The sequence below is a fragment of the Phenylobacterium sp. genome (genome assembly GCF_046290725.1).
Taxonomy (GTDB): domain Bacteria; phylum Pseudomonadota; class Alphaproteobacteria; order Caulobacterales; family Caulobacteraceae; genus Phenylobacterium.
Window position 1 is genome coordinate 415,401 of record NZ_JBKBUH010000002.1, and the last position, 19,571, is coordinate 434,971.

18 protein-coding genes and 1 tRNA gene are annotated in these 19,571 nt (G+C 69.7%); 15 read left to right on the plus strand and 4 right to left on the minus strand.

The window, feature by feature from the left end; translation table 11 throughout:
* The first annotated feature begins 42 nt into the window (after positions 1 to 42).
* From ACK41C_RS13295 to guaA, 5 genes are all read left to right on the plus strand, one after another.
* Positions 43 to 1,218 carry an MFS transporter gene (locus tag ACK41C_RS13295; protein ID WP_409655109.1) on the plus strand — a complete coding sequence of 392 codons (1,176 nt, stop codon included), beginning with the start codon at positions 43 to 45 and terminating at the stop codon, positions 1,216 to 1,218.
* A 68-nt stretch (positions 1,219 to 1,286) separates the two neighbouring features.
* Entirely contained in the window at positions 1,287 to 2,747 is a 1,461-nt protein-coding gene (gene guaB / locus ACK41C_RS13300) for an IMP dehydrogenase (RefSeq protein ID WP_409655112.1), read from the plus strand.
* 3 nt (positions 2,748 to 2,750) lie between these two features.
* Positions 2,751 to 3,146, plus strand: coding sequence for an MAPEG family protein (locus ACK41C_RS13305; protein ID WP_409655115.1), 396 nt, complete (start codon positions 2,751 to 2,753; stop codon positions 3,144 to 3,146).
* 15 nt (positions 3,147 to 3,161) lie between these two features.
* Entirely contained in the window at positions 3,162 to 4,439 is a 1,278-nt protein-coding gene (locus ACK41C_RS13310) for an RsmB/NOP family class I SAM-dependent RNA methyltransferase (RefSeq protein WP_409655118.1), read from the plus strand.
* Positions 4,440 to 4,455: 16 nt separating this feature from the next.
* Positions 4,456 to 6,015: a glutamine-hydrolyzing GMP synthase gene (gene guaA, locus ACK41C_RS13315; protein WP_409655121.1), complete on the plus strand. Its 1,560-nt coding sequence runs from the start codon at positions 4,456 to 4,458 to the stop codon at positions 6,013 to 6,015.
* Between the two features lie 102 nt (positions 6,016 to 6,117).
* On the opposite strand, the gene ACK41C_RS13320 is transcribed toward guaA, so the two are convergent.
* Positions 6,118 to 6,192: transfer RNA gene (locus tag ACK41C_RS13320), tRNA-Val, on the minus strand.
* A gap of 16 nt (positions 6,193 to 6,208) precedes the next feature.
* The gene (locus ACK41C_RS13325; RefSeq protein WP_409655124.1) at positions 6,209 to 6,922 is read right to left on the minus strand and encodes an HAD-IA family hydrolase; all 714 of its coding nucleotides are present in this window, start codon (positions 6,920 to 6,922) and stop codon (positions 6,209 to 6,211) included.
* Between the two features lie 85 nt (positions 6,923 to 7,007).
* Between ACK41C_RS13325 and glmU the strand changes: the two genes are divergently transcribed.
* From glmU to ACK41C_RS13365, 8 genes are all read left to right on the plus strand, one after another.
* Positions 7,008 to 8,357 (plus strand): bifunctional UDP-N-acetylglucosamine diphosphorylase/glucosamine-1-phosphate N-acetyltransferase GlmU, encoded by a 1,350-nt coding sequence (gene glmU / locus ACK41C_RS13330; protein ID WP_409655126.1) that lies wholly within the window; start codon positions 7,008 to 7,010, stop codon positions 8,355 to 8,357.
* A gap of 95 nt (positions 8,358 to 8,452) precedes the next feature.
* Positions 8,453 to 9,307 carry a hypothetical protein gene (locus ACK41C_RS13335; RefSeq protein ID WP_409655129.1) on the plus strand — a complete coding sequence of 285 codons (855 nt, stop codon included), beginning with the start codon at positions 8,453 to 8,455 and terminating at the stop codon, positions 9,305 to 9,307.
* 72 nt (positions 9,308 to 9,379) lie between these two features.
* Positions 9,380 to 10,069 (plus strand): ribose-5-phosphate isomerase RpiA, encoded by a 690-nt coding sequence (rpiA, locus tag ACK41C_RS13340; RefSeq protein ID WP_409655131.1) that lies wholly within the window; start codon positions 9,380 to 9,382, stop codon positions 10,067 to 10,069.
* 10 nt (positions 10,070 to 10,079) lie between these two features.
* Positions 10,080 to 11,462, plus strand: a complete 1,383-nt coding sequence (gor, locus tag ACK41C_RS13345; RefSeq protein ID WP_409655134.1) for a glutathione-disulfide reductase — start codon at positions 10,080 to 10,082, stop codon at positions 11,460 to 11,462.
* Positions 11,459 to 12,709, plus strand: coding sequence for an O-antigen ligase family protein (locus tag ACK41C_RS13350; protein WP_409655136.1), 1,251 nt, complete (start codon positions 11,459 to 11,461; stop codon positions 12,707 to 12,709). Before gor ends, ACK41C_RS13350 begins: the two co-directional genes overlap by 4 nt.
* 41 nt (positions 12,710 to 12,750) lie before the next feature.
* Positions 12,751 to 14,130, plus strand: a complete 1,380-nt coding sequence (locus ACK41C_RS13355) for a class II 3-deoxy-7-phosphoheptulonate synthase (RefSeq protein WP_409655138.1) — start codon at positions 12,751 to 12,753, stop codon at positions 14,128 to 14,130.
* Between the two features lie 119 nt (positions 14,131 to 14,249).
* Positions 14,250 to 15,623 carry an MATE family efflux transporter gene (locus tag ACK41C_RS13360; RefSeq protein WP_409655140.1) on the plus strand — a complete coding sequence of 458 codons (1,374 nt, stop codon included), beginning with the start codon at positions 14,250 to 14,252 and terminating at the stop codon, positions 15,621 to 15,623.
* A 44-nt stretch (positions 15,624 to 15,667) separates the two neighbouring features.
* Entirely contained in the window at positions 15,668 to 16,084 is a 417-nt protein-coding gene (locus tag ACK41C_RS13365) for a hypothetical protein (RefSeq protein WP_409655142.1), read from the plus strand.
* A gap of 59 nt (positions 16,085 to 16,143) precedes the next feature.
* Here the strand turns inward: ACK41C_RS13365 and ACK41C_RS13370 are convergent, their stop codons facing one another.
* Complete coding sequence (locus ACK41C_RS13370; RefSeq protein WP_409655145.1) at positions 16,144 to 17,046, minus strand: cobalamin biosynthesis protein CbiG; 903 nt, start codon at positions 17,044 to 17,046, stop codon at positions 16,144 to 16,146.
* A 156-nt stretch (positions 17,047 to 17,202) separates the two neighbouring features.
* Here ACK41C_RS13370 and ACK41C_RS13375 point away from each other — a divergent pair, with 156 nt between their 5' ends.
* Complete coding sequence (locus ACK41C_RS13375; RefSeq protein ID WP_409655148.1) at positions 17,203 to 18,129, plus strand: Gfo/Idh/MocA family protein; 927 nt, start codon at positions 17,203 to 17,205, stop codon at positions 18,127 to 18,129.
* Positions 18,130 to 18,167: 38 nt separating this feature from the next.
* Positions 18,168 to 18,647: a glutathione peroxidase gene (locus tag ACK41C_RS13380; RefSeq protein ID WP_409655150.1), complete on the plus strand. Its 480-nt coding sequence runs from the start codon at positions 18,168 to 18,170 to the stop codon at positions 18,645 to 18,647.
* A gap of 139 nt (positions 18,648 to 18,786) precedes the next feature.
* Here ACK41C_RS13380 and ACK41C_RS13385 read toward each other — a convergent pair whose 3' ends face one another.
* Entirely contained in the window at positions 18,787 to 19,494 is a 708-nt protein-coding gene (locus ACK41C_RS13385; RefSeq protein WP_409655153.1) for a carbon-nitrogen hydrolase family protein, read from the minus strand.
* Positions 19,495 to 19,571: the final 77 nt, after the last annotated feature.

The window sequence follows — 19,571 nt, forward strand, 5'->3', positions numbered from 1 at the left end:
AGATCGTTTTCTTTCCAGCGCGAAGGCGGGCATAGGCTCGCCATGTCGGCGGATCGCTTCTCCAAGGCGCGCATCGTCCTGGTCCTGGGTGTGGGCCAGATCTTCGCCTTCGGCTCGAGCTTCTACTTGCTGGGCGTGCTGGGCGATCCCATCGCCCGCGATCTTGGTCTGCCCCCAGCCTTCGTCTTCTCGCTGATGTCCGCGGCGCTGCTGATGTCGGGCCTGCTAGCCCGACGCGCCGGGCGCTGGATACAGACTTACGGCGGCAAGCCGGTGCTGCTGGCCTCCAACCTCGTGTTCGCAGGCGGCTTCGTGCTCATGGCCATCTCCCCGGGAGCGGTCGGACTCGTGGCCGGCATGCTGGTCGTCGGCGCCGCCATGGCGTTCGGCATGTACGAGACGCCCTTCGCCATCCTCGTGGGGCTGTACGGCGAGGGCGCAAGGCGCCCGATCACCGGCGTGGCCTTGCTGGGCGGGCTGGGCTCCACCATCGGTTGGCCGACGACGCTGGCCTTCGAACAGGCCTTCGGCTGGCGGGGAGCGTGCCTCGCCTGGGCCGCCGTCCACATCGGGCTTTGCCTGCCGATGGCCCTGGCCTTCGTCCCGCAGGCGCGCCCGGGCCGAACGGCGCGTTCGGCGGCCGTCGCCGTCGCCTGGGATCGGCCGATGGTGCAGCTCGCCGCGCTCTTCGCCGCCACCTGGTTCGTCTCCACCTGCATGAGCGCCCACCTGCCGCGGCTGCTTCAGGCCTTCGGGCTTGCGCCCGCTGCGGCGGTGGGCGCGGCTTCGCTCGTAGGCGTCGCGGCGGTCTCCATGCGGCTGGCGGAGTTCACGGTGTTCCGAAAGTTCGATCCGCTGCTGACGGCGCGGGCCGGGACCCTGATGCATCCGCTGGGCGCGGCGGCCCTGGCGGCGGGCGGCCCGACCGCCGGGGCGGCGCTGGCGCTCGGCCAAGGCGCCGGCAACGGCCTCCTGACCGTCGCCAAGGGCGTCCTGCCGCTCAGCCTCTATGGATCGGAGAACTACGCCCTTCGCTCGGCCATGCTCTCGGCGCCCGCACGATACCTGCAGGCGGCGGGTCCGGCTCTGTACGGGCTCGTCCTCGACCGCTCGGCCGGGGCGGCTCTGCTCGCCTCCTCGGCGCTTTGCCTCTTCATGTTCGCCATGACCTTTGGCCTGGCCCCCCGTTCCGCTCACATTCCGGAGACCGCCCGATGACGATCCAGACTCCGCTTGCCGCCTCCGGGTCGGCGCCGTTATACGCGGCCCGCAAAATGGAGAGTCTCATGGAGATTCGCGAAGGTCTCACCTTCGACGACGTTTTGCTCGAACCCGGGGCGTCCGAGGTGATGCCCACCCAGGTGGACACCTCCACCCAGTTCACACGCGAAATCCGTCTCAATATCCCGCTGGTGTCCTCGGCCATGGACACGGTCACCGAGAGCCGGCTGGCCATCGCCATGGCCCAGGCCGGCGGCATCGGCGTCCTGCACCGCAACCTCACCATCGAGGAGCAGGCCGACCAGGTCCGCGAGGTGAAGCGCTATGAAAGCGGCATGGTCATCAATCCGGTGACCATCCATCCGGACACCACCTTGCGCGAAGTGCGCGAAATCAAGGCCCGGCGCAGGATCTCGGGCTTCCCCGTGGTCGAGCCGGGCTCGGGCAAGCTGGTGGGCATCCTCACCAACCGCGACATGCGCTTCGAAGCGGCCGACGACGTGCCCGCCAAGGCGCTGATGACCCGCGAGAACCTGGTCACTGTGAGGGAAGGGGTCAGCCAGGCCGAGGCCCGCGATCTGCTGCGCCGGCACAAGATCGAGCGGCTGATCGTGGTCGACGACGACTACCGCGCCGTGGGCCTCGTGACCGTCAAGGACATGGAGAAGGCCCAGGCCTATCCGAACGCCGCGAAGGACGTGCAGGGGCGCCTGCTGGTCGGGGCGGCCTCGACCGTCGGCGACGCCGGTTTCGAACGCTCTATGGCTCTCGTCGAGGCAGGCGTGGACGTGGTGGTGATCGACACCGCCCACGGGCACAACGCCGACGTCTCCAAGGCGGTCGGCCGCCTGAAGCGCGAGACCAACCGCGTGCAGATCGTCGCCGGCAATGTCGCGACCTATGATGGCGCGCGCGCCTTGATCGACGCCGGCGCGGATGCGGTGAAGGTGGGGATCGGACCTGGCTCCATCTGCACCACCCGCATGGTCGCAGGCGTGGGTGTGCCCCAGCTCACCGCCATCGCCGATGCGGTGCGCGCGGCGCAGGGCACGGACGTCCCGGTGATCGCCGACGGCGGCATCAAGTATTCGGGCGACCTCGCCAAGGCGCTGGCCATGGGCGCCCAGGTGGCGATGATGGGCTCGGCCTTCGCCGGCACGGACGAGGCTCCGGGCGAGGTGTTCCTCTATCAGGGCCGCTCCTACAAGGCCTATCGCGGCATGGGATCCCTGGGCGCCATGGCCTCAGGTTCGGCCGACCGCTACTTCCAGAAGGAGGTCTCGGCCCTGAAGCTGGTGCCCGAAGGCATCGAGGGGCAGGTGGCCTACAAGGGGCCGATCGGCGCCATCCTTCACCAGATGGTCGGCGGCCTGCGCGCGGCCATGGGCTATACCGGCGCGGCCAATCTGGCGGAGTTCCGGCAGAAGGCGCGGTTCATCCGCATCACTGGGGCTGGCCTGCGCGAAAGCCACGTCCACGATGTGATGATGACCCGCGAGGCGCCGAACTATACGAGCCCGGTCTAGGCCATGACCCCGGCGATAGAGCTCTATCTCCTGGCGGTCGCCGTGGTCATCGGCCTGGTCCAGTTGGCCTGGGCCGCGGTCGCCGCGCGCCGCCAGCAGGACTTGAAGTGGGCGACGGGCCCGCGCGACGAGCCGATGCCGATCACCGGCGTCGCCGCCCGCCTAGACCGCTCGTTCCGCAACTTCATGGAGACCTTTCCGCTGCACGCGGCCGCCGTGATCGTCGCCTATCTGTCGGCCCGGCTGGGCGATCTGACGGTGATCGGTTCGGTGCTCTATGTGGCGGCGCGGGCTCTGCATCCGGTGCTCTACGCGCTCGGCGTTTCCTACCTCCGCACTCTGGCCTGGCTGGCCGGGTTCGTCGGCACCCTGCTGGTGCTGGCGGCCATCTTCCTGTGACGGCGGGGCGGGCCCTTGCGTGACGGCGGACGCCTTTCCGCAGCCATAGAGGTTCTGACCGAAGTCGAGGCGCGCCGCCGGCCCGTCCGGCTGGCGCTGAAGGCCTGGGGCGACGGCGCCCGCTACGCCGGGGCCAAGGACCGCGCCTGGGTTTCGGGCCTGGTGCTGGACGTCTTGCGCAAGCGGCGGTCGCTGGCCTGGCGCATGGGCGACGACGGCGTCCGCGCTGCGGCGCTCTGCGCCCTACGCGTCCTCTGGAACTGGCCGGTGGAGCGCGTGGCGGAGGCGGCGGCCGACGCGCCCCACGGGCCAGGGCCGCTGAGCGAGGCCGAACGCACCGCTCTGGTCCAGCCGCGGGATCTCGCCGACGCGCCGCCTCCAGTGCGGGGCGACTATCCGGACTGGCTGGAGCCTTCGCTCTCGCGTGCCTTCGGAGACGCCGCACCCCTGGAAGGCGCGGCGCTGGCCGAGCGGGCGCCCGTCGACCTGCGCATCAACACCCTGAAGACCGATCCGGAACACGCGCTCAAGGCCCTGGCGCCGCTGCACGCCGAGCCGACGGGCGTGCTGCCGACCGCGGTGCGGATCCCCGCGCCCGACCCGACCCAGAGGGGCGGGGCGGTGGAGACCATCCCCGCCTTCTCCAAGGGCTGGTTCGAGGTCCAGGACCTGGCCTCCCAGATCGCCGCCTCGGCCGCGGGCGAGATCGCCGGGCGCCAGGTGCTCGACCTCTGCGCCGGCGGCGGCGGCAAGACCCTGGCGCTGGCCGCCATGATGGGCGCCACCGGCCAGATCTACGCCTATGACAGCGACGCGCGGCGCCTGGCCGACACCGTCCGGCGGGCCGACCGGGCCGGAGTGCGCAACCTGCAGGTCCGCTCGCCCGTCTATCCCGACCCCCTGAAAGGGCTGGCCGGACGGATGGACGTGGTCTTCATCGACGCGCCCTGCACCGGAACCGGGTCCTGGCGGCGCCATCCGGACACCAAGTGGCGGCTGACCCCGGAAGCTCTCGCCCGGCGGATCGCCGATCAGGACGCTGTGCTCGACCAGGCGACGCAGTTCGTGAAGCCCGGCGGCCGCATGGTCTATGTCACCTGCTCGATCCTGCCGGAGGAGGATGAGGACCGCGTCGCGGCCCTCCTTCAGCGCCGGACCGATTTCAAAGTGCTTCCAGCCACGTCGAACGACAGGCTGCGCCGCCACCTGACCGCCGAAGGGTATCTGCGCCTTTCGCCCTACAGCTCCGCGACCGACGGCTTCTTCGTCGCCGTGCTGGAGCACACCTCATGATCCGCCGGATGACCCCATGACCGAACCCGCCCACGAACGCGTCCTGATCGTCGATTTCGGCAGCCAGGTGACCCAGCTCATCGCCCGCCGCCTGCGGGAGAGCGGCGTCTATTGCGAGATCCACCCCTACGACAAGGTCGAGGGCATGATCGACGCATTCGCCCCCAAGGCGGTGATCCTCTCCGGCGGTCCGGCCAGCGTGCACGAGGACGAGAGCCCCGCGGTGACCCACAAGGTCTTCGAGCTCGGCGTCCCGGTGCTGGGCATCTGCTACGGCGAACAGACCATGTGCGCCGAGTTGGGCGGGGTGGTGGAACCTGGCCAGACGCGCGAGTTCGGCCGCGCCGAGATCGAGATCGTCCGCGAAAGCCCGCTGCTGGCGGGCTTCGGCGACATCGGCGCCCGTGAGCCCGTCTGGATGAGCCACGGCGACAAGGTCACGGCCCTGCCGCTCGGCTTCGAGCCGGTGGCGGTGTCCGAAGGCTCGCCGTTCGCCGTGATCGCCGACGAGGGCCGCAGGCTCTACGGCATCCAGTTCCACCCCGAAGTGGCCCACACGCCGCGCGGCGCCCTGATGCTGCGCAACTTCACCCACAGGATCGCGGGCTTGAAGGGCGACTGGACCATGGCGGCCTTCCGCCAGGAGATGGTCCAGAAAATCCGCGACCAGGTCGGAAGCGAGCGGGTGATCTGCGGCCTCTCCGGCGGCGTCGATTCCTCGGTGGCCGCAGTGCTGATCCACGAAGCTATCGGCGACCAGCTGACCTGCGTCTTCGTCGACACGGGCCTGCTCCGTCTGAACGAGGCCGAGCAGGTCGTGACCATGTTCCGCGACCACTACAACATCCCGCTGATCCACGTGGATGCGCGCGAGGAGTTCCTGGGAGCCCTGGCCGGCGTCTCCGAGCCGGAGCAGAAGCGCAAGATCATCGGCGCCAAGTTCATCGACGTGTTCGACCGCGAGGCCGGCAAGATCGAGGGCGCGACCTTCCTGGCCCAGGGCACGCTCTATCCCGACGTGATCGAGAGCGTTTCGGCCCGCGGCGGCCCCTCGGCGGTGATCAAGAGCCACCATAACGTCGGCGGCCTGCCGGACTACATGAAGCTGAAGCTGGTGGAGCCCCTGCGCGAGCTCTTCAAGGACGAGGTGCGCGCGCTCGGCGTCGAGCTCGGCCTGCCCCCCGCCTTCGTCGGCCGCCACCCGTTCCCGGGGCCAGGCCTGGCCATCCGCATCCCCGGAGAGGTCACGCCCGAGAAGGTGGCGGTGCTGCAGAAGGCCGACGCCATCTATCTGGACGAGATCCGCAAGGCGGGCCTCTACGACTCCATCTGGCAGGCCTTCGCCGTGCTGCTGCCGGTGAAGACCGTCGGCGTCATGGGCGACGCCCGCACCTACGAGGACGTTCTGGCCCTGCGCGCCGTCACCTCCACCGACGGCATGACCGCCGACTTCTTCGAGTTCCCCTGGGAGGTCCTGGGCCGCTGCGCGACCCGGATTATCAACGAGGTCCGCGGCGTGAACCGCGTCGTCTACGACGTGACCTCGAAGCCGCCGGGCACCATCGAGTGGGAATGAGAGAGCGGCGCTGAGACGCGGCCGGCCGCAGCCGCCTAACCGGCGGACTTCTCGGAGGTATTGGTGAGGATGGAATTTACGCCGGTTCAGCGGCGGAAGGAATGGTGGATGCGACAGGGATTGAACCTGTGACCCCCTCGGTGTGAACGAGGTGCTCTCCCGCTGAGCTACGCATCCGCCGGAAGGGGTGCGCCTATAGCCCGCCCGCTTGCCCGGGGCAAGGGGGCAGAAGACGCAGGCAGGCCAGCGGGATCTCGGCGAAGCTGTCCACCAGCACGTCTGGGGCGAGGTCGGCTGCGGGGATCTCGGTGTAGCCGAAGCTGACCAGCACCAGCGGCGCGCCGGCCGCCCGGGCGGCGCCGGCGTCGGTGGCCGCGTCGCCGATCATCACCGCCCGGTCGATCCGACCGCCGGCGGCCTCAACCGCGGCGATCAGGTGGCGGGCGTCGGGCTTGGCGGCTGGCGCGGCGTCGGCGCCCACCACAGCGTCGAACAGATGGGCCATGTCGAGCGCGCGCAGCACGTTGTTGGAAAGCCCTGTGAGTTTGTTGGTGCAGACGCAGAGCCTGGCCCCGGCGGATTTCATCGCCTCCAGCGCCTCCAGCGCGCCGGGGAAGGGCCGAGTCTCGTCGGCGATGTGGGCGTTGTAATGGGCGATGAAGCGCTCGAAGAGGCCGGGCATGGCCTCCGGCGCCACGGCGAGCCCCTGGGCGGCGAAGCCCCGTTCGATCAGTCGCCGGGCGCCGTGGCCGATGAAGTCGCGGGCTTCGACCAGCGGCAGGGGCGCGATCCCTTCCTCGCGAAGGATCACGTTCAGCGTGCCCACCAGGTCGGGGGCCGAATCCACCAGGGTGCCGTCGAGGTCGAAGGCGAGGGTTGCGCCCCGCAGGGCCGAAAGATCGCTCAAGGCTTGAATGGCTCCGTCGAAACCGCTCGCCGTTTCGGCTAAAGGCCGCAAGATTGCAATCTCGCCGACTCGCGAAGGATCCTCCATGACGCCACGCGCCGCAGTGATCATGGCCGCCGGCCAGGGAACGCGCATGAAGTCGCCGATCCCCAAGGTGCTGCACAAGGTGGGCGGCCGGGCGATCCTGGACCGGGTGATCGACACCATCGAGGCCGTCGGCTGCGAGCGGATCGTGGTGGTTGTGGGAAACCACAGCCCCGGCGTGCGGGCCCTGGTGGAGAAACGGCTCGGTCCGGGCGCCGTCGCCGTGCAGGATCCGCCGCTCGGCACGGCGCATGCGGCCCTGGCCGCCCGCGAGGCCCTGGACGGCTTCCGCGGCGACGTTCTGGTGCTGAACGGCGATTGCCCGCTCCTGGAGCCCAAGGACCTGGAGCCGCTCTTCAAGCTGCGCGGCGAGGGGGTGGCGCTCGCCATGCTGGCCTTCGAACCGGCCGACCCGCTGCTCTACGGCCGGGTGATCCGCGGCGCCGACGGCCACGTAATCCGCATCGCAGAGGCCAAGGACGCCACGCCCGAGGAACTGGCCGTGCGCGTCTGCAACGCCGGCATGATGTGCGCCGACGCCCAGCGCCTGTTCGGCTGGCTCGCCAAGGTCGACAACCACAACGCCAAGGGCGAGTACTACCTGACCGACATCGTGAAGATCGCCGCGGCCGAGGAGGCGTTGGTGAAGGCCTCCATAGCGCCGGAGAGCGCGGTGATGGGCGCCGACACCCCGCTTCAGCTCTCCCAGGCCGAGGCCGTCTTCCAGCAGCGCCGCCGCGCCCACTTCCTGTCCGAGGGCGTGGCCATGCCGGCGCCCGACACCGTCCACTTCGCCTGGGACACCGAGGTCGCGGCGGGCGCGACGATCGAGCAGTTCGTGGTCTTCGCGCCGGGCGTGCGGGTGGAGACCGGGGCGGTCATCCGCGCCTTCAGCCACCTGGAAGGCGCGGTGGTGAAGGCCGGGGCGCTGGTGGGCCCCTATGCTCGCCTGCGCCCGGGCGCCGAGATCGGCGAGGAGGCGCACATCGGCAATTTCGTGGAGGTGAAGAAGGTCAAGGTGGGGCCGGGCGCCAAGGCCAACCACCTGGCCTATCTCGGCGACGGCACGGTGGGCGCCAAGGCCAACATCGGCGCCGGCACGATCTTCTGCAACTACGACGGCTTCGACAAGTTCGACACCCATGTGGGGGAGGGCGCCTTCATCGGCTCCAACAGCGCGCTGGTGGCGCCGGTGCGGATCGGGGCGGGCGCCTATACGGGCTCGGGCTCGGTCATCACCCGCGACCTTGCCGACGACGCGCTCGGCCTCGAACGCGGCCAGCAGGTGGAGAAGCCCGGCTGGGCGGCTCGCTTCCGCGCCGCCAAGCTCGCCAAGAAGGGAAAAGGTTAGGCTGGGGCGCCCGTTCGAACGCGTCTTCAACAGATGCGTTCGCCTTGCATCTCCACAACCTCGGACTAGCATCGCTCCGGTTGGGGGGAACACGCATGGGGCTGAATATCTGGGCTGGCCTGGCTGCGGCCCTGGTCATCTTCGGACCACAGGTTGCTGCAGCGGAGGCGGCTCCCGGACTTGCCGAAATCGAACGGCGCGGGGCAGCCCTTTACGCCTACGATCAGGCCGGCTGGGTGGTCTCCGACCTCGCCGTCGAGCAGCCGGAACACCTCAGACGCCAGTTTCGGGGGTGGGTGGTCGAACCCGACGGCGATCTGTTGAAGGTCACCTTCTATGGGGTGAAGGGCAGGAAGCCTCATGCCCTCTTCATCGGTCATGTGCGGGGCTCGGAGGTGCTTTCGAGCAGCGTGGTCGAAGAAAGCGGCGGCGGCGACGTGCTGTCGCCTCTTGCGTTGCGCCTTATCAGAGCGAGGGACGCGGCCGTGAGGCATGGCTTGAGCGGCTACTGTGCGCCCGCTCAGTTCAATCCGGTGATGCTCCCGCCGGAGTCCTCCGATGGAACGATCTTCGTCTATTTCCTGACGCCGCAAACAAAGCTCAATGTCTATCCGGCTGGGGGGCACTACAGGTACGACGTCAACGCCGCCGGGCGCGTGGTTTCGAGGCGAGCGTTCACGCGCAGCTGCATAGATCTGAGCGTCGACGGGCCGCCGCCACTACCCGATGGAAAGCCGGTCGCCGCTGCGGTGGCCCACTTGCTTGATCCGCATCCGACGGAGATCCACGTCTTCCTATCCTTGTGGATGAAGATGCCGGTGCTGGTCATAATTCCGGACAAGGGAGTCTGGCAGGTCGATGGCGCGCGAATCTCCCAGGAGCAGATCGCGCCTAGCCCGGAGGAAGCTTCGGCTCCGCTTCCGGCGGACCAAGCGCCCGACGAACACTGATCCTGCGGCTGCGGGCGACCTGCCCCAAAAACTAGGGTCGCCCCGCGCGGCGTCATCGCCTAAGGGTCGGCTATGAGCTCAGACGTCGAGGATCAGAAGCGGGTCGCGGGCGAGGCCGCGGCGGCCCTGGTGGAAAGCGGCATGACGGTCGGGCTCGGCACCGGCTCCACCGCCGCCTGGTTCGTCAAGGCGCTGGCCGCCCGGAAACTCGACATCCTGGGCGTGCCGACATCGCAGACGACGGCTGAGCTGGCCCAGAGCCTGGGTATTCGGCTCGGCGAACTCGGGCCGGTCAAGGATATCGACCTCACCATCGACGGCGCCGACGAGATCGGACCGGGTCTCTCGCTCATCAAGGGCGGCGGCGCGGCCCTGCTGCGGGAGAAGCTGGTCTGGGAGGCTTCCAAACGCTGCGTGGTCATCGCCGACGCCGCCAAGCGGGTGGCGGTGCTGGGCAAGTTCCCCCTGCCGATCGAGGTGGTGGCCTTCGGGCACGAAACCACGGCCCTGCGCCTCTGCGACGCGCTCGCCCTCTGCGACCTGGGCGTCGCGCCCCGGCTTCGCATGAGGGACGGGGCGCCGGTGAAAACCGACGGCGGCAACCTCATCTATGACGCAGCTTGCGGGCGGATCGAGGAGCCCGCGGCGCTCGCCGACGCGCTGAAGAGCGTCACCGGCGTGGTCGATCATGGCCTGTTCCTCGACCTGGCCGACCAGGCCCTGGTGGGCGCGCCGGAAGGCGTGATCGTGCTGGAACCCTAAGGAGTTTCGAGTGGCGAACTACGACTACGACCTCTTCGTCATCGGGGCCGGCTCGGGCGGCGTGCGGGCCGCGCGACTGGCCGCCCTTTCCGGCGCGCGGGTGGCGGTGGCCGAGGAGCACCGCGTCGGCGGAACCTGCGTCATCCGCGGCTGCGTGCCCAAGAAGTTCATGGTCTATGCCTCGGAGTTCGCCCATTCGGCCAAGGTGGCCGAGGGCTACGGCTGGTCGGAAAGCCAGGCGAGCTTCGACTGGAAGCGGTTCCTGGCCGCCAAGGACCGCGAGATCGCCCGGCTCTCGGGCATCTACGTCACCAACCTCAACAACGCCGGCGCCGAGGTGATCCACGGCCGCGCCAAGCTCGTGGACGCCCACACCGTCGAGGTGGAGGGCAAGGGCGTTTTCACCACTGAGAAGGTGCTGATCGCCACCGGCGGCCGGCCTTGGCTGCCTGAGACCCTGCCGGGAGTGGAGCACGCCATCACCTCCGAGGAGGCCTTCCACCTGCTGGAGCTGCCGAAGCGGATCATGATCGCCGGCGGCGGCTATATCGCCGTCGAGTTCGCCGGGATCTTCGCCGGGCTCGGCGTCGACACCACGCTCGTCTATCGCGGCGCCAATATCCTGCGCGGCTTCGACGACGACGTGCGCGCCCACGTCACCGACGAGATGAAGAAGCGCGGCGTGAAGATCGTGCTGGGCTGCCAGCACGAGCGGATCGAGAAGACCGAGGCCTGCATCGTCAACCACATGAACTCCGGCGCGGCCATCGAGACCGACCTCGTCATGTTCGCCACCGGCCGCGCGCCCTATACCGCGGGCCTTGGCCTCGAAGCCGCGGGCGTGAAGCTGGCCGAGAACGGCGCGGTGGCGGTGGACGCCTATTCGAAGACCAGTGTCGAAAACATCTGGGCGGTGGGCGACGTGACCGACCGAATCAATCTGACGCCGGTGGCGATCCGCGAAGGCGCGGCCTTCGCCCAGACCGAGTTCTACGGCAATCCCACCACCTTCGATCACGACATGGTCGCTTCCGCGGTCTTCTCGCAGCCGCCGGTGGGTTCGGTCGGGCTTTCGGAAGCTGACGCGCGGCACAAGCACGGCAAGATCGATATCTATCTCTCCCGCTTCCGGCCGATGAAGACCACCTTCTATGGCGGCGACGAGCGCTGCCTGATCAAGCTGGTGGTGGAGCAGGGGAGCGAACGCATCCTGGGCTGCCACGTGGTAGGCCCCGACGCGCCGGAGATCATCCAGATGGCCGCCGTCGCCCTGAAGATGGGCGTGACCAAGCCGCAGTGGGATTCCACCTGCGCGGTCCACCCGACGCTGGCCGAAGAGCTGGTCACCATGCGCGAGAAGCACGTCCCGCAGGGCCTCGGCGCGGCGGCATGACCACGGCTCCCTCCGGCGAGGAGACGCGCTGGGCGGCGTGGTGCGGCTGGGTCCTGGTGGGAGTCTCTGCGCTGTCGGTGCTGGCCGGCTATCTCGGGCCGCTGGCCTTCGCGCCCGTCGCTGCGCTCGGAGGGCTCCTGACCCTGCCGGCCCTGCGGGTCCCGTCGGCCCACCGCTGGACCGCGGCCGGCCTGCTGGCCGTGCTGATCTGGGCCGTCGGCTCCGTCGTCTGGAGCCCCTACCAGCCCAAGGACCTGGAAGGCGCCACGGCGGTCAAGCTGCTGGCGCAGACGCCGATCTACGCGGCCCTGGTCTGCGCCGCGGGCCTCGCCGCCGCCCGACCGCGGCAGGTCGCCCTGCGCATCCTGGCCTGGGGCGTGGCGGGGCTGGGCCTCGTCCTGACGCTCGAGGCCATGACCGGAGCGGCGGGCTACTACGCCCTGCGAGAGGCCATCGGCGACCCGACCCGGCCCGACCTCGCCGCCCGCAACGTCGCCCAGGGCGGCTTCGTCCTGGCGATCCTGGCGCCCGCGGCCACGCTCGCCGCCTGGCGGGTGGAGGCCAGGCCGTGGCTCGCCGTCCCGATGGTCACGGGCCTCGTCGGACTGGCGCTGGCCTTCGGCTACGACGCCCTGCTGATCGCGCTGCTGGCCGGCGTCCTCGCCGCCGCCGCCACAGTGCGGTGGCCCAAGGGCGCGCCCCGGCTGATGGGCGCGGGCGTTGCGCTCTACATCGCCGCCGCCCCGGCGATCGTCCATGCCGTGCGCGCCGGCGGCTGGTACGCGGCCCTGGAAAGCCAGGTCCCGCTTTCCTGGTCCATGCGCATGAGCTACTGGTGCCACGCCGTCGACTGGATCGGCGACCATCCCTTGCGCGGCTGGGGGCTGGACGCCAGCCGCATGTTCTCGCCCGGCATCGAACTGCACCCCCACAACGCCGCCCTGCAGATCTGGCTGGAGCTGGGCCTGGTCGGCGCCCTGGGGGCGGCGCTGTTCTGGGGGGCGCTGCTCGCCGGCTTCGCGCGGGAAAAGGCCGACGCTGGCACGGCCGCGGGCGCGGCGACGGCTTGCGTCTATCTCGTCTTCTCCGCCGTCTCCTTCGGCGTGTGGCAGGACTGGTGGTTGGCGCTCGGCGCCGTGGGGGCCGCCGTCTGCCTCGCCGTCCAGCGCCAGCCGGCGCTTGCGAGGCGCAAGGCCGCGGCGCGTCAGGCCTTGCGCCCATCGACGCCGGCGGTGTTCTCGGAGTAGAAGGCGCCTCGCCGCCTCGTGGGGCGGCGCGGAGTTGAGCCATGACCGAACACTGGACGCCTGCTTCTTGGCGCAAGAAGCCGGCCAAGCATCTGCCGACCGACTATCCCGATCCCGCCGCGGTTTCGCGGGTGGAGCAGACGCTGCGCGCCATGCCGCCGCTGGTGTTCGCCGGCGAAGCCCGCCAGCTGAAGGGCCTCCTGGGCGAGGTCGCCGCCGGCCGGGCCTTCCTGCTGCAGGGCGGCGACTGCGCCGAGAGCTTCAAGGAGTTCCACGCCGACAACATCCGCGACACCTTCCGCCTGATCCTGCAGATGGCGGTGGTGCTGACCTTCGCCGGCGGCAAACCGGTCGTGAAGGTTGGCCGCATGGCCGGCCAGTTCGCCAAGCCGCGTTCCGCGCCGGTGGAGACGATCGGCGGGGTGGAGCTGCCCTCCTATCGCGGCGACATCATCAACGGCATGGAGTTCGACGCCGAGACGCGCGCGCCGGATCCGGAGCGGATGCTGAAGGCCTACGGCCAGGCGGCCTCCACCCTCAACCTGCTGCGCGCCTTCGCCGGCGGGGGCTATGCCGACCTCTACAACATCCACCGCTGGACCCTCGGCTTCGTCGCCGACAGCCCCCAGGGCGCCAAGTACCGCGAACTGTCGGAGAAGATCAGCGAGGCGCTCACCTTCATGGCCGCCATCGGCGTCACGCCGGAAAGCCAGCCGCACCTCCACCGGGTGGACTTCTTCACCTCCCACGAGGCCCTGCTGCTGGGTTTCGAGGAGGCGCTGACCCGCATCGATTCCACTTCGGGCGAATGGTACGACACCTCCGCCCATCTGATCTGGATCGGCGAGCGCACCCGCGAGCTCGACGGCGCGCACGTGGAGTTCTGCCGCGGGGTGCGCAATCCCATCGGCGTGAAGGTCGGCCCCACCGTGGAGCCGGATGAACTGATCCGGCTGATCGACGTGCTCAATCCGAAAAACGAGGCCGGCCGCCTGACCCTCTACGGCCGCTTCGGGCACGACAAGATCGCCGAGCGCCTGCCGCGCCTGCTGCGCGCCACCAAGGAGGCCGGTCGCACGGTGGTCTGGGCCATCGACCCGATGCACGGCAACACGCTGACCGCCGCCAACGGCTACAAGACCCGGCCCTTCGACCGGATCCTGTCGGAGGTGAAGAGCTTCGTGGAGATCTGCAAGGCCGAGGGCGTCCACCCCGGCGGCGTGCATCTGGAGATGACCGGCCAGAACGTCACCGAATGCCTGGGCGGCGCGCGGGCCCTGACGGAAGGCGATCTCGCCGACCGCTACCACACCCACTGCGACCCGCGGCTGAACGGCGAACAGGCCCTCGAACTCGCCTTCCTGGTGGCCGAGAAGCTGAAGGAAGAGCGCGCCGACCAGGCCCTGCGCGCGGCGGTCTGACGGCTGTTGTGTTCTTGCGGTCACCCGGCGCCTGAATTTGCGGCGCCGGGCGGCCGGCCGCTTGCTCAGCCCTCGGCGAAGCCCCACCTTCGCCGCTTCTTTTGAAAACCGGTGTTCCCATGGCCGATACGGCCCAGGCGCCTCTTCCTGCGGAGGGGCGCGCAGACGTCGTCCGCAAGGAAACGGCCGAGCTCTTGAAGCTCTCCTGGCCTGTCGTCCTCGCGCGCCTGGGCATCATGGTCATGGGCCTGTCGGACGCCATCGTCGTCGGGCGCTATTCGGCGGTCGAGTTGGGCTACCACGCCCTGGGCTGGGCCCCCACCAGCGTCATCGTGACCATGGTCGTCGGCCTGCTGACCGGGGTGCAGGTGATGACCGCCCGCCGCATCGGCGAGGGGCGTCGCGACCTAGCCGGGGCGGTGCTGCGCCGGGGGCTCTCCTACGGCTTCTGGATCGGCCTCGTCTCGATGGCGGTGACGGTGGTCGCCGGACCGCCCTTCCTGCACGCCATCGGCCTGGAGAAGGATCTGGCGGACGGCGCCAGCCGGGTGATGATCATCTTCGCCTTCTCCCTGCCGGGCTACGCCTTCAGCGTGGCCGCCAGCTTCTGGCTCGAGGGCCTGGGCCGCCCCGGCCCTGCGGCGGTGATGATGTGGCTCGCCAATGCGGTGAACCTGGCGCTCCTGCTGCTGCTGGTCCCGGGAAACTTCGGCCTTCCGGCCCTGGGGGCGGTCGGCGGCGGCTGGGCCACGACCGGCGCGCGGACCTTCCTGGCGCTGGCGGTCATCGGCTACATCCTGGCCATGAAGGACGCACGCGCCCTGGGCGTCTTCGACAAGCCCGAGCGCGACCGCGCCGCCGAGCGCGAGCAGCGGCGGATCGGCTACGGCGCCGGCGCCTCCAACTTCTTCGAAGTGGCGGCCTTCGCCTCCATGAACATCTTCGCCGGCTGGATGGGCGGCCTGGCCGTCGCCGCCTGGGCCGTAGTGCTGAACGTAGCCGCCCTGGTCTTCATGGTGCCGCTGGGCCTGGCCACCGGCACGGCGGTGCTGGTCGGCCGCGCCTATGGCGCGCGCGACTCCGCCGGCGTGGTCCGCGGCGGCCTGATCGGCTTTGCGGTCACGGCGGCCTTCGGCCTGGTCATATCCCTGGCCATCTGGCCGGCGGCGGGCCTGATCACCAAGGCCTACACCTCCGATCCGGTGGTGATCGCGATGGCCACGACCGCCCTGGTGCTCTCGTGCCTGTTCTTCCTGGTCGACGCCCTGCAGGTGGTGATCGCCCAGGCGCTGCGCGCCCGCGGCGACGTCTGGCCGCCCACCTTCACCCACCTCGTCAGCTACGTGGTGGTGATGATGCCGCTCGCCTGGTGGCTTTCGATCCCGATGGGGCTCGGCCTCAACGGCATCGTCTGGGCTGTGATCGCCGCCAGCGTGATCTCCGCCGCCCTGCTGAGCGGCCGGTTCTGGATGCTCGCTCGCCGCGGAATCTGACGCCGGGTGAACGGTCGATTCACGGCGATGGGCGAGGGTGGGGCATGGTCCGATCGCCCGCCTTCGCCGCCCGCATCCTGCTCGCCGCCGGCTTCCTCGTCTGCGCCGTCGGGATGGTGGGGCCGTTCCAGGGCGTCGAAGAGGCCCTGATCCCCTGGGACAAGGCCGCCCACTTCGTGGCCTTCTATGTCCTGACCAGCCTGCTCTATGTGGCCTTTCCCCGTCGGCGCCGCGTGGACCTCACCTTGCTTGCGGTCTTCGTTGGCGCCGGGCTCGAGATCGCCCAGGGCCTCTCCGGCCGCGACATGGGCCTGGGCGACATGGCCGCCAATGCGCTGGGCGCCGGGGCGGTGCTGCTGCCCATGTACCTGCAGGACCTGCGCGCGCCGCGAAGGGTGGAGCGGCGGCGGTCGCGGACGGTCGAACGACCGACCGCCCAGCCCTCCGCCGAGAGGGCTTAATCCAGTGCGCATGGGTCCCGGTCTTGCTTCGCAAACCGGGACGACGTCGTAGCGCGCGGCTAGGCTTCCACGCCCAGGATCCAGCCTTCCTCCCGCTCGGCGTCGAGCAGCATGTCGGCCGCCGCCGTCTTGCCCGCCGCGAAAGCCGCGCCCAGCTTGCCGGCCTCGTCCAGGCGGGCGAAGTGCTCGGCGGTCACCCGCACCTGGGCCGCGTCCTTCACCTCGCCGGGCTGGGGCTGGGCCTTGTAGAGCGAGGGATAGACCTCGGCGATCACGACCTCCACCTCGGCCAGGTCGGCTTCGGCCAGAACCTTGAAGCCGGTCTCGAAGGGCCAGACCTTCAGCGCTTCGCCGCGGGCGAGCTTGAGGCGCCGCACCGCCGGGATGCCCAGGATCGCCTGCCCGCCGACCGAGCCGTTGTAATAGAGCTTCCAGATCGAGGCCGCGCCCTTGGCCGCCAGGTCCGCATGGCGGAATTCCGGCAGGTCCTCCGGGCCGTGCGCCCGCGTGCGCTTGGGCTGCAGGGTGGTCAGGGCGTCCTTCGGCGGGCAGCCCCAGAAGGGGAAGGGGCCGCCCGTCAGCCGGCGATTGATCTCCGATCCGACGCCGAAGCGGTTGTTGGTGTTGTCGGCCTTGTCCTTGACCATCCTGTCCAACTGGTCCCAGACCGCGCGCCAGGGCGGATCGCCCGCCAGGTTCAGGGCCGCGGCGAAGCCGCGCGGGAAGCCCAGCGGGAAATCGAAGCCCAGCAGCACCCGCTCGCCGCGCTTGCGGTGGTCGTCGAGGATGGCGGCGAGCTTCTTCTCGGCCTCGGCCCGGGTCGGCGGGTTATGGCTCTCATAGGTCAGCCGAAAGCGCACGTCGCGCTTGAGCACGCCGATCCACACGGAATCCGCCCCCGTCGACGGCTTGGCCGCCGCGCTCCAGTCGACGATCACATAGGCGCTGAACAGGCGGGACAAGGCGATGCTCCGAGGGGATTCCCCGGGGGTTCTAGCGGTTCGGCCCCGGCGGGCCAACGCGGGAAGCAGTCACAAACCGGGGATTGCGCTCCGACATGGCGTCCGGGCGCTTTCCTGTGTAAGGGGCGCCCAGAACTTCTGACGAGCGGTGAGTCCATGGCCGAAAGCCTGCGTGGCGGCGTGATCGGGGCCGGAGTGTTCGGCGGCCATCATGCGCGCAAATATGCCGGCGCGGCCGGGGCCGTACTTTCGGGTGTGTTCGACCCCCACCATCCGGACCGGGCGGCCGCGCTCGCCATGCCGCTCGGCGCGCGCGCCTTCGCCACGATGGACGAATTCCTCGAAGCCGTGGACGTGGTGACCGTCGCGTCCCCGGCCACCGCCCATGCGGAGGGCGCGATCGCCGCCCTGAAAGCCGGCAAGCCGGTCTATGTGGAGAAACCGCTGGCGATCTCGCTCTCCGACGCCGACGCCATCATGTCCGAAGCCGCCCGCCGCAAGCTCGTGGTCGCCTGCGGGCATCAGGAACGGGTGGTGTTCCAGGCCATGGGCCTGTTCGACATACCCGAGCAGCCGCTGCGGCTGGAGTCGGTGCGCCACGGCGCGCCCTCGCAGCGCAGCCTCGACGTCTCGGTGGTGCTCGACCTGATGATCCACGACCTGGACCTGGCCCTGGCTCTCTCGGCCGCCGCGCCGCTGGCGGTGGAGGCGGAGGGTGCGGTCGACTTCTCGGGCGGCTGGGACCGCGCCCGGGCGGAGGTGACGTTCGACGACGGCTTCACCGCCGTCTTCGACGCCTCCCGCATGGCCGAGGATCGCAGGCGCTCCATGCGGCTCGTCTATCCCTCCGGCGAGGTGGAGATCGATTTCGTCAGCCGCGCCTTCCGCAACACCACCGGCTATCCGCTCAACCCCGACTACGCCGACACTCCGGCGGTGCAGGACACGCTGGCCACCAGCGTCGAAGCCTTCCTCGCCGCCGTGCGGGGGCAGGCGCCGCGGCCGATCGTGACCGCCGAGGAGGCGGCCCGCGCCCTCGACCTGGCGCTCGCCGTCGAACGGGCTCTGGAGGCCGGCGCCTGACGGCGTTAGGCTTCGCCCCGACCCCCGGAGGAGCCGCCATGACCAAGTTCGCCTACGACTTCGAGTTCAAGTCCATCGACGGCGATCCGCTACCGCTGGAGACCTTCCGCGACAAGGTCCTGCTGGTGGTGAACACCGCCTCGAAGTGCGGGCTCACCCCGCAGTACACCGGACTGGAAAAGCTCTATTCGGAGTACAAGGACAAGGGCCTGGTGGTGCTGGGCGTGCCCTGCAACCAGTTCGCCGGCCAGGAGCCGGGCACCGAGGCCGAGATCAAGAGCTTCTGCGAGACCAACTTCGCCGTCGACTTCCCGCTCGCCCACAAGACCGACGTGAAGGGCGAGACGGCGCACCCCTTCTACAAGTGGGCCAAGGAGGTCCTGGGCGAACCGGCCGAGCCGGTGTGGAACTTCCACAAGATCCTCGTGGGCAAAGACGGCAAGCTCATCGGCGCCTTCGGCCCCCGGACCGAGCCGACCGATCCGGAGGTGACAGGGGCGATCGAACGGGCGCTCTAAAAGCCGCTCAGCTCGCGGCTCCGCACGTCTTCCACGCGAGCCGTCGCATGAAGCTCTCCCGAGCGGACCTTCGCTCGCCAGGGGCGCGCCAGGTTCAGTGAGACCTGGAGCGAGGGAGCCGCCTGGTCCAGGTCGGCGATCACGAGAGCAGGCGTGTGGCGGCTTGCGGGGCTTGGGCGATCCACCGGCCGTCGGGACCCGCTAGGCCGGATGACGCTGCGTCGCCGCACTGCGCCGGCACGGCGAAGCCGATCCAGTAGGCGTTGCAGGCGGCATGTCCCTGGACCTGAATGGCGAACATCGGATCGCGCGAGAACGACGACAGCAGCAGGCAATCGATGCCTAGCCGCGCGTACTCGACAAAGATCTCGGGGAACTGGATTTCGATACAAAGCGCACATCCGAAGCGGAAACCATCCACCTCGAACACCAGCGGCTCCGCGCCCGGCGCGTACCAGTCGGCGAGTTCGCTGAAGGAAAGCAGGCGCTTGTCGTAGCGAGCGACTAGGCGGCCCGTGTCGGAGATCACATAGAGGCTGTTGTGCGGGCGGTTTGGCGCAGTCAGGGCATGGCTAGAGCCGACCACCGTCCAGAGGCTGAGTTCGGCGGCGAGCGCGGCGATCTCCTCCAATTCCTCGCGCAGGGCGGCCCAATCCACAGCCCAGCCGGCGAGCATGGCCTTGGCCGCGCCGGACGGATAGCCGGAGGCTGCGCCCTCCGGGAACTGGATCAACCGCGCGCCCGCGCCGGCTGCGGCGCGCATCGCCGCCCGGATTTCGCGCCCGTTCGCCCGCGCATCGGTTGTTACCGGAATCTGAGCGACCGCGATGCGGAGACAATCTTCCACTTGAAGACTCAGAACTGCTGGGAGTTCTCGAAGTGTTCACGATCAAGGCGCGGAGCGTCAATCAGATTTCACCCCAT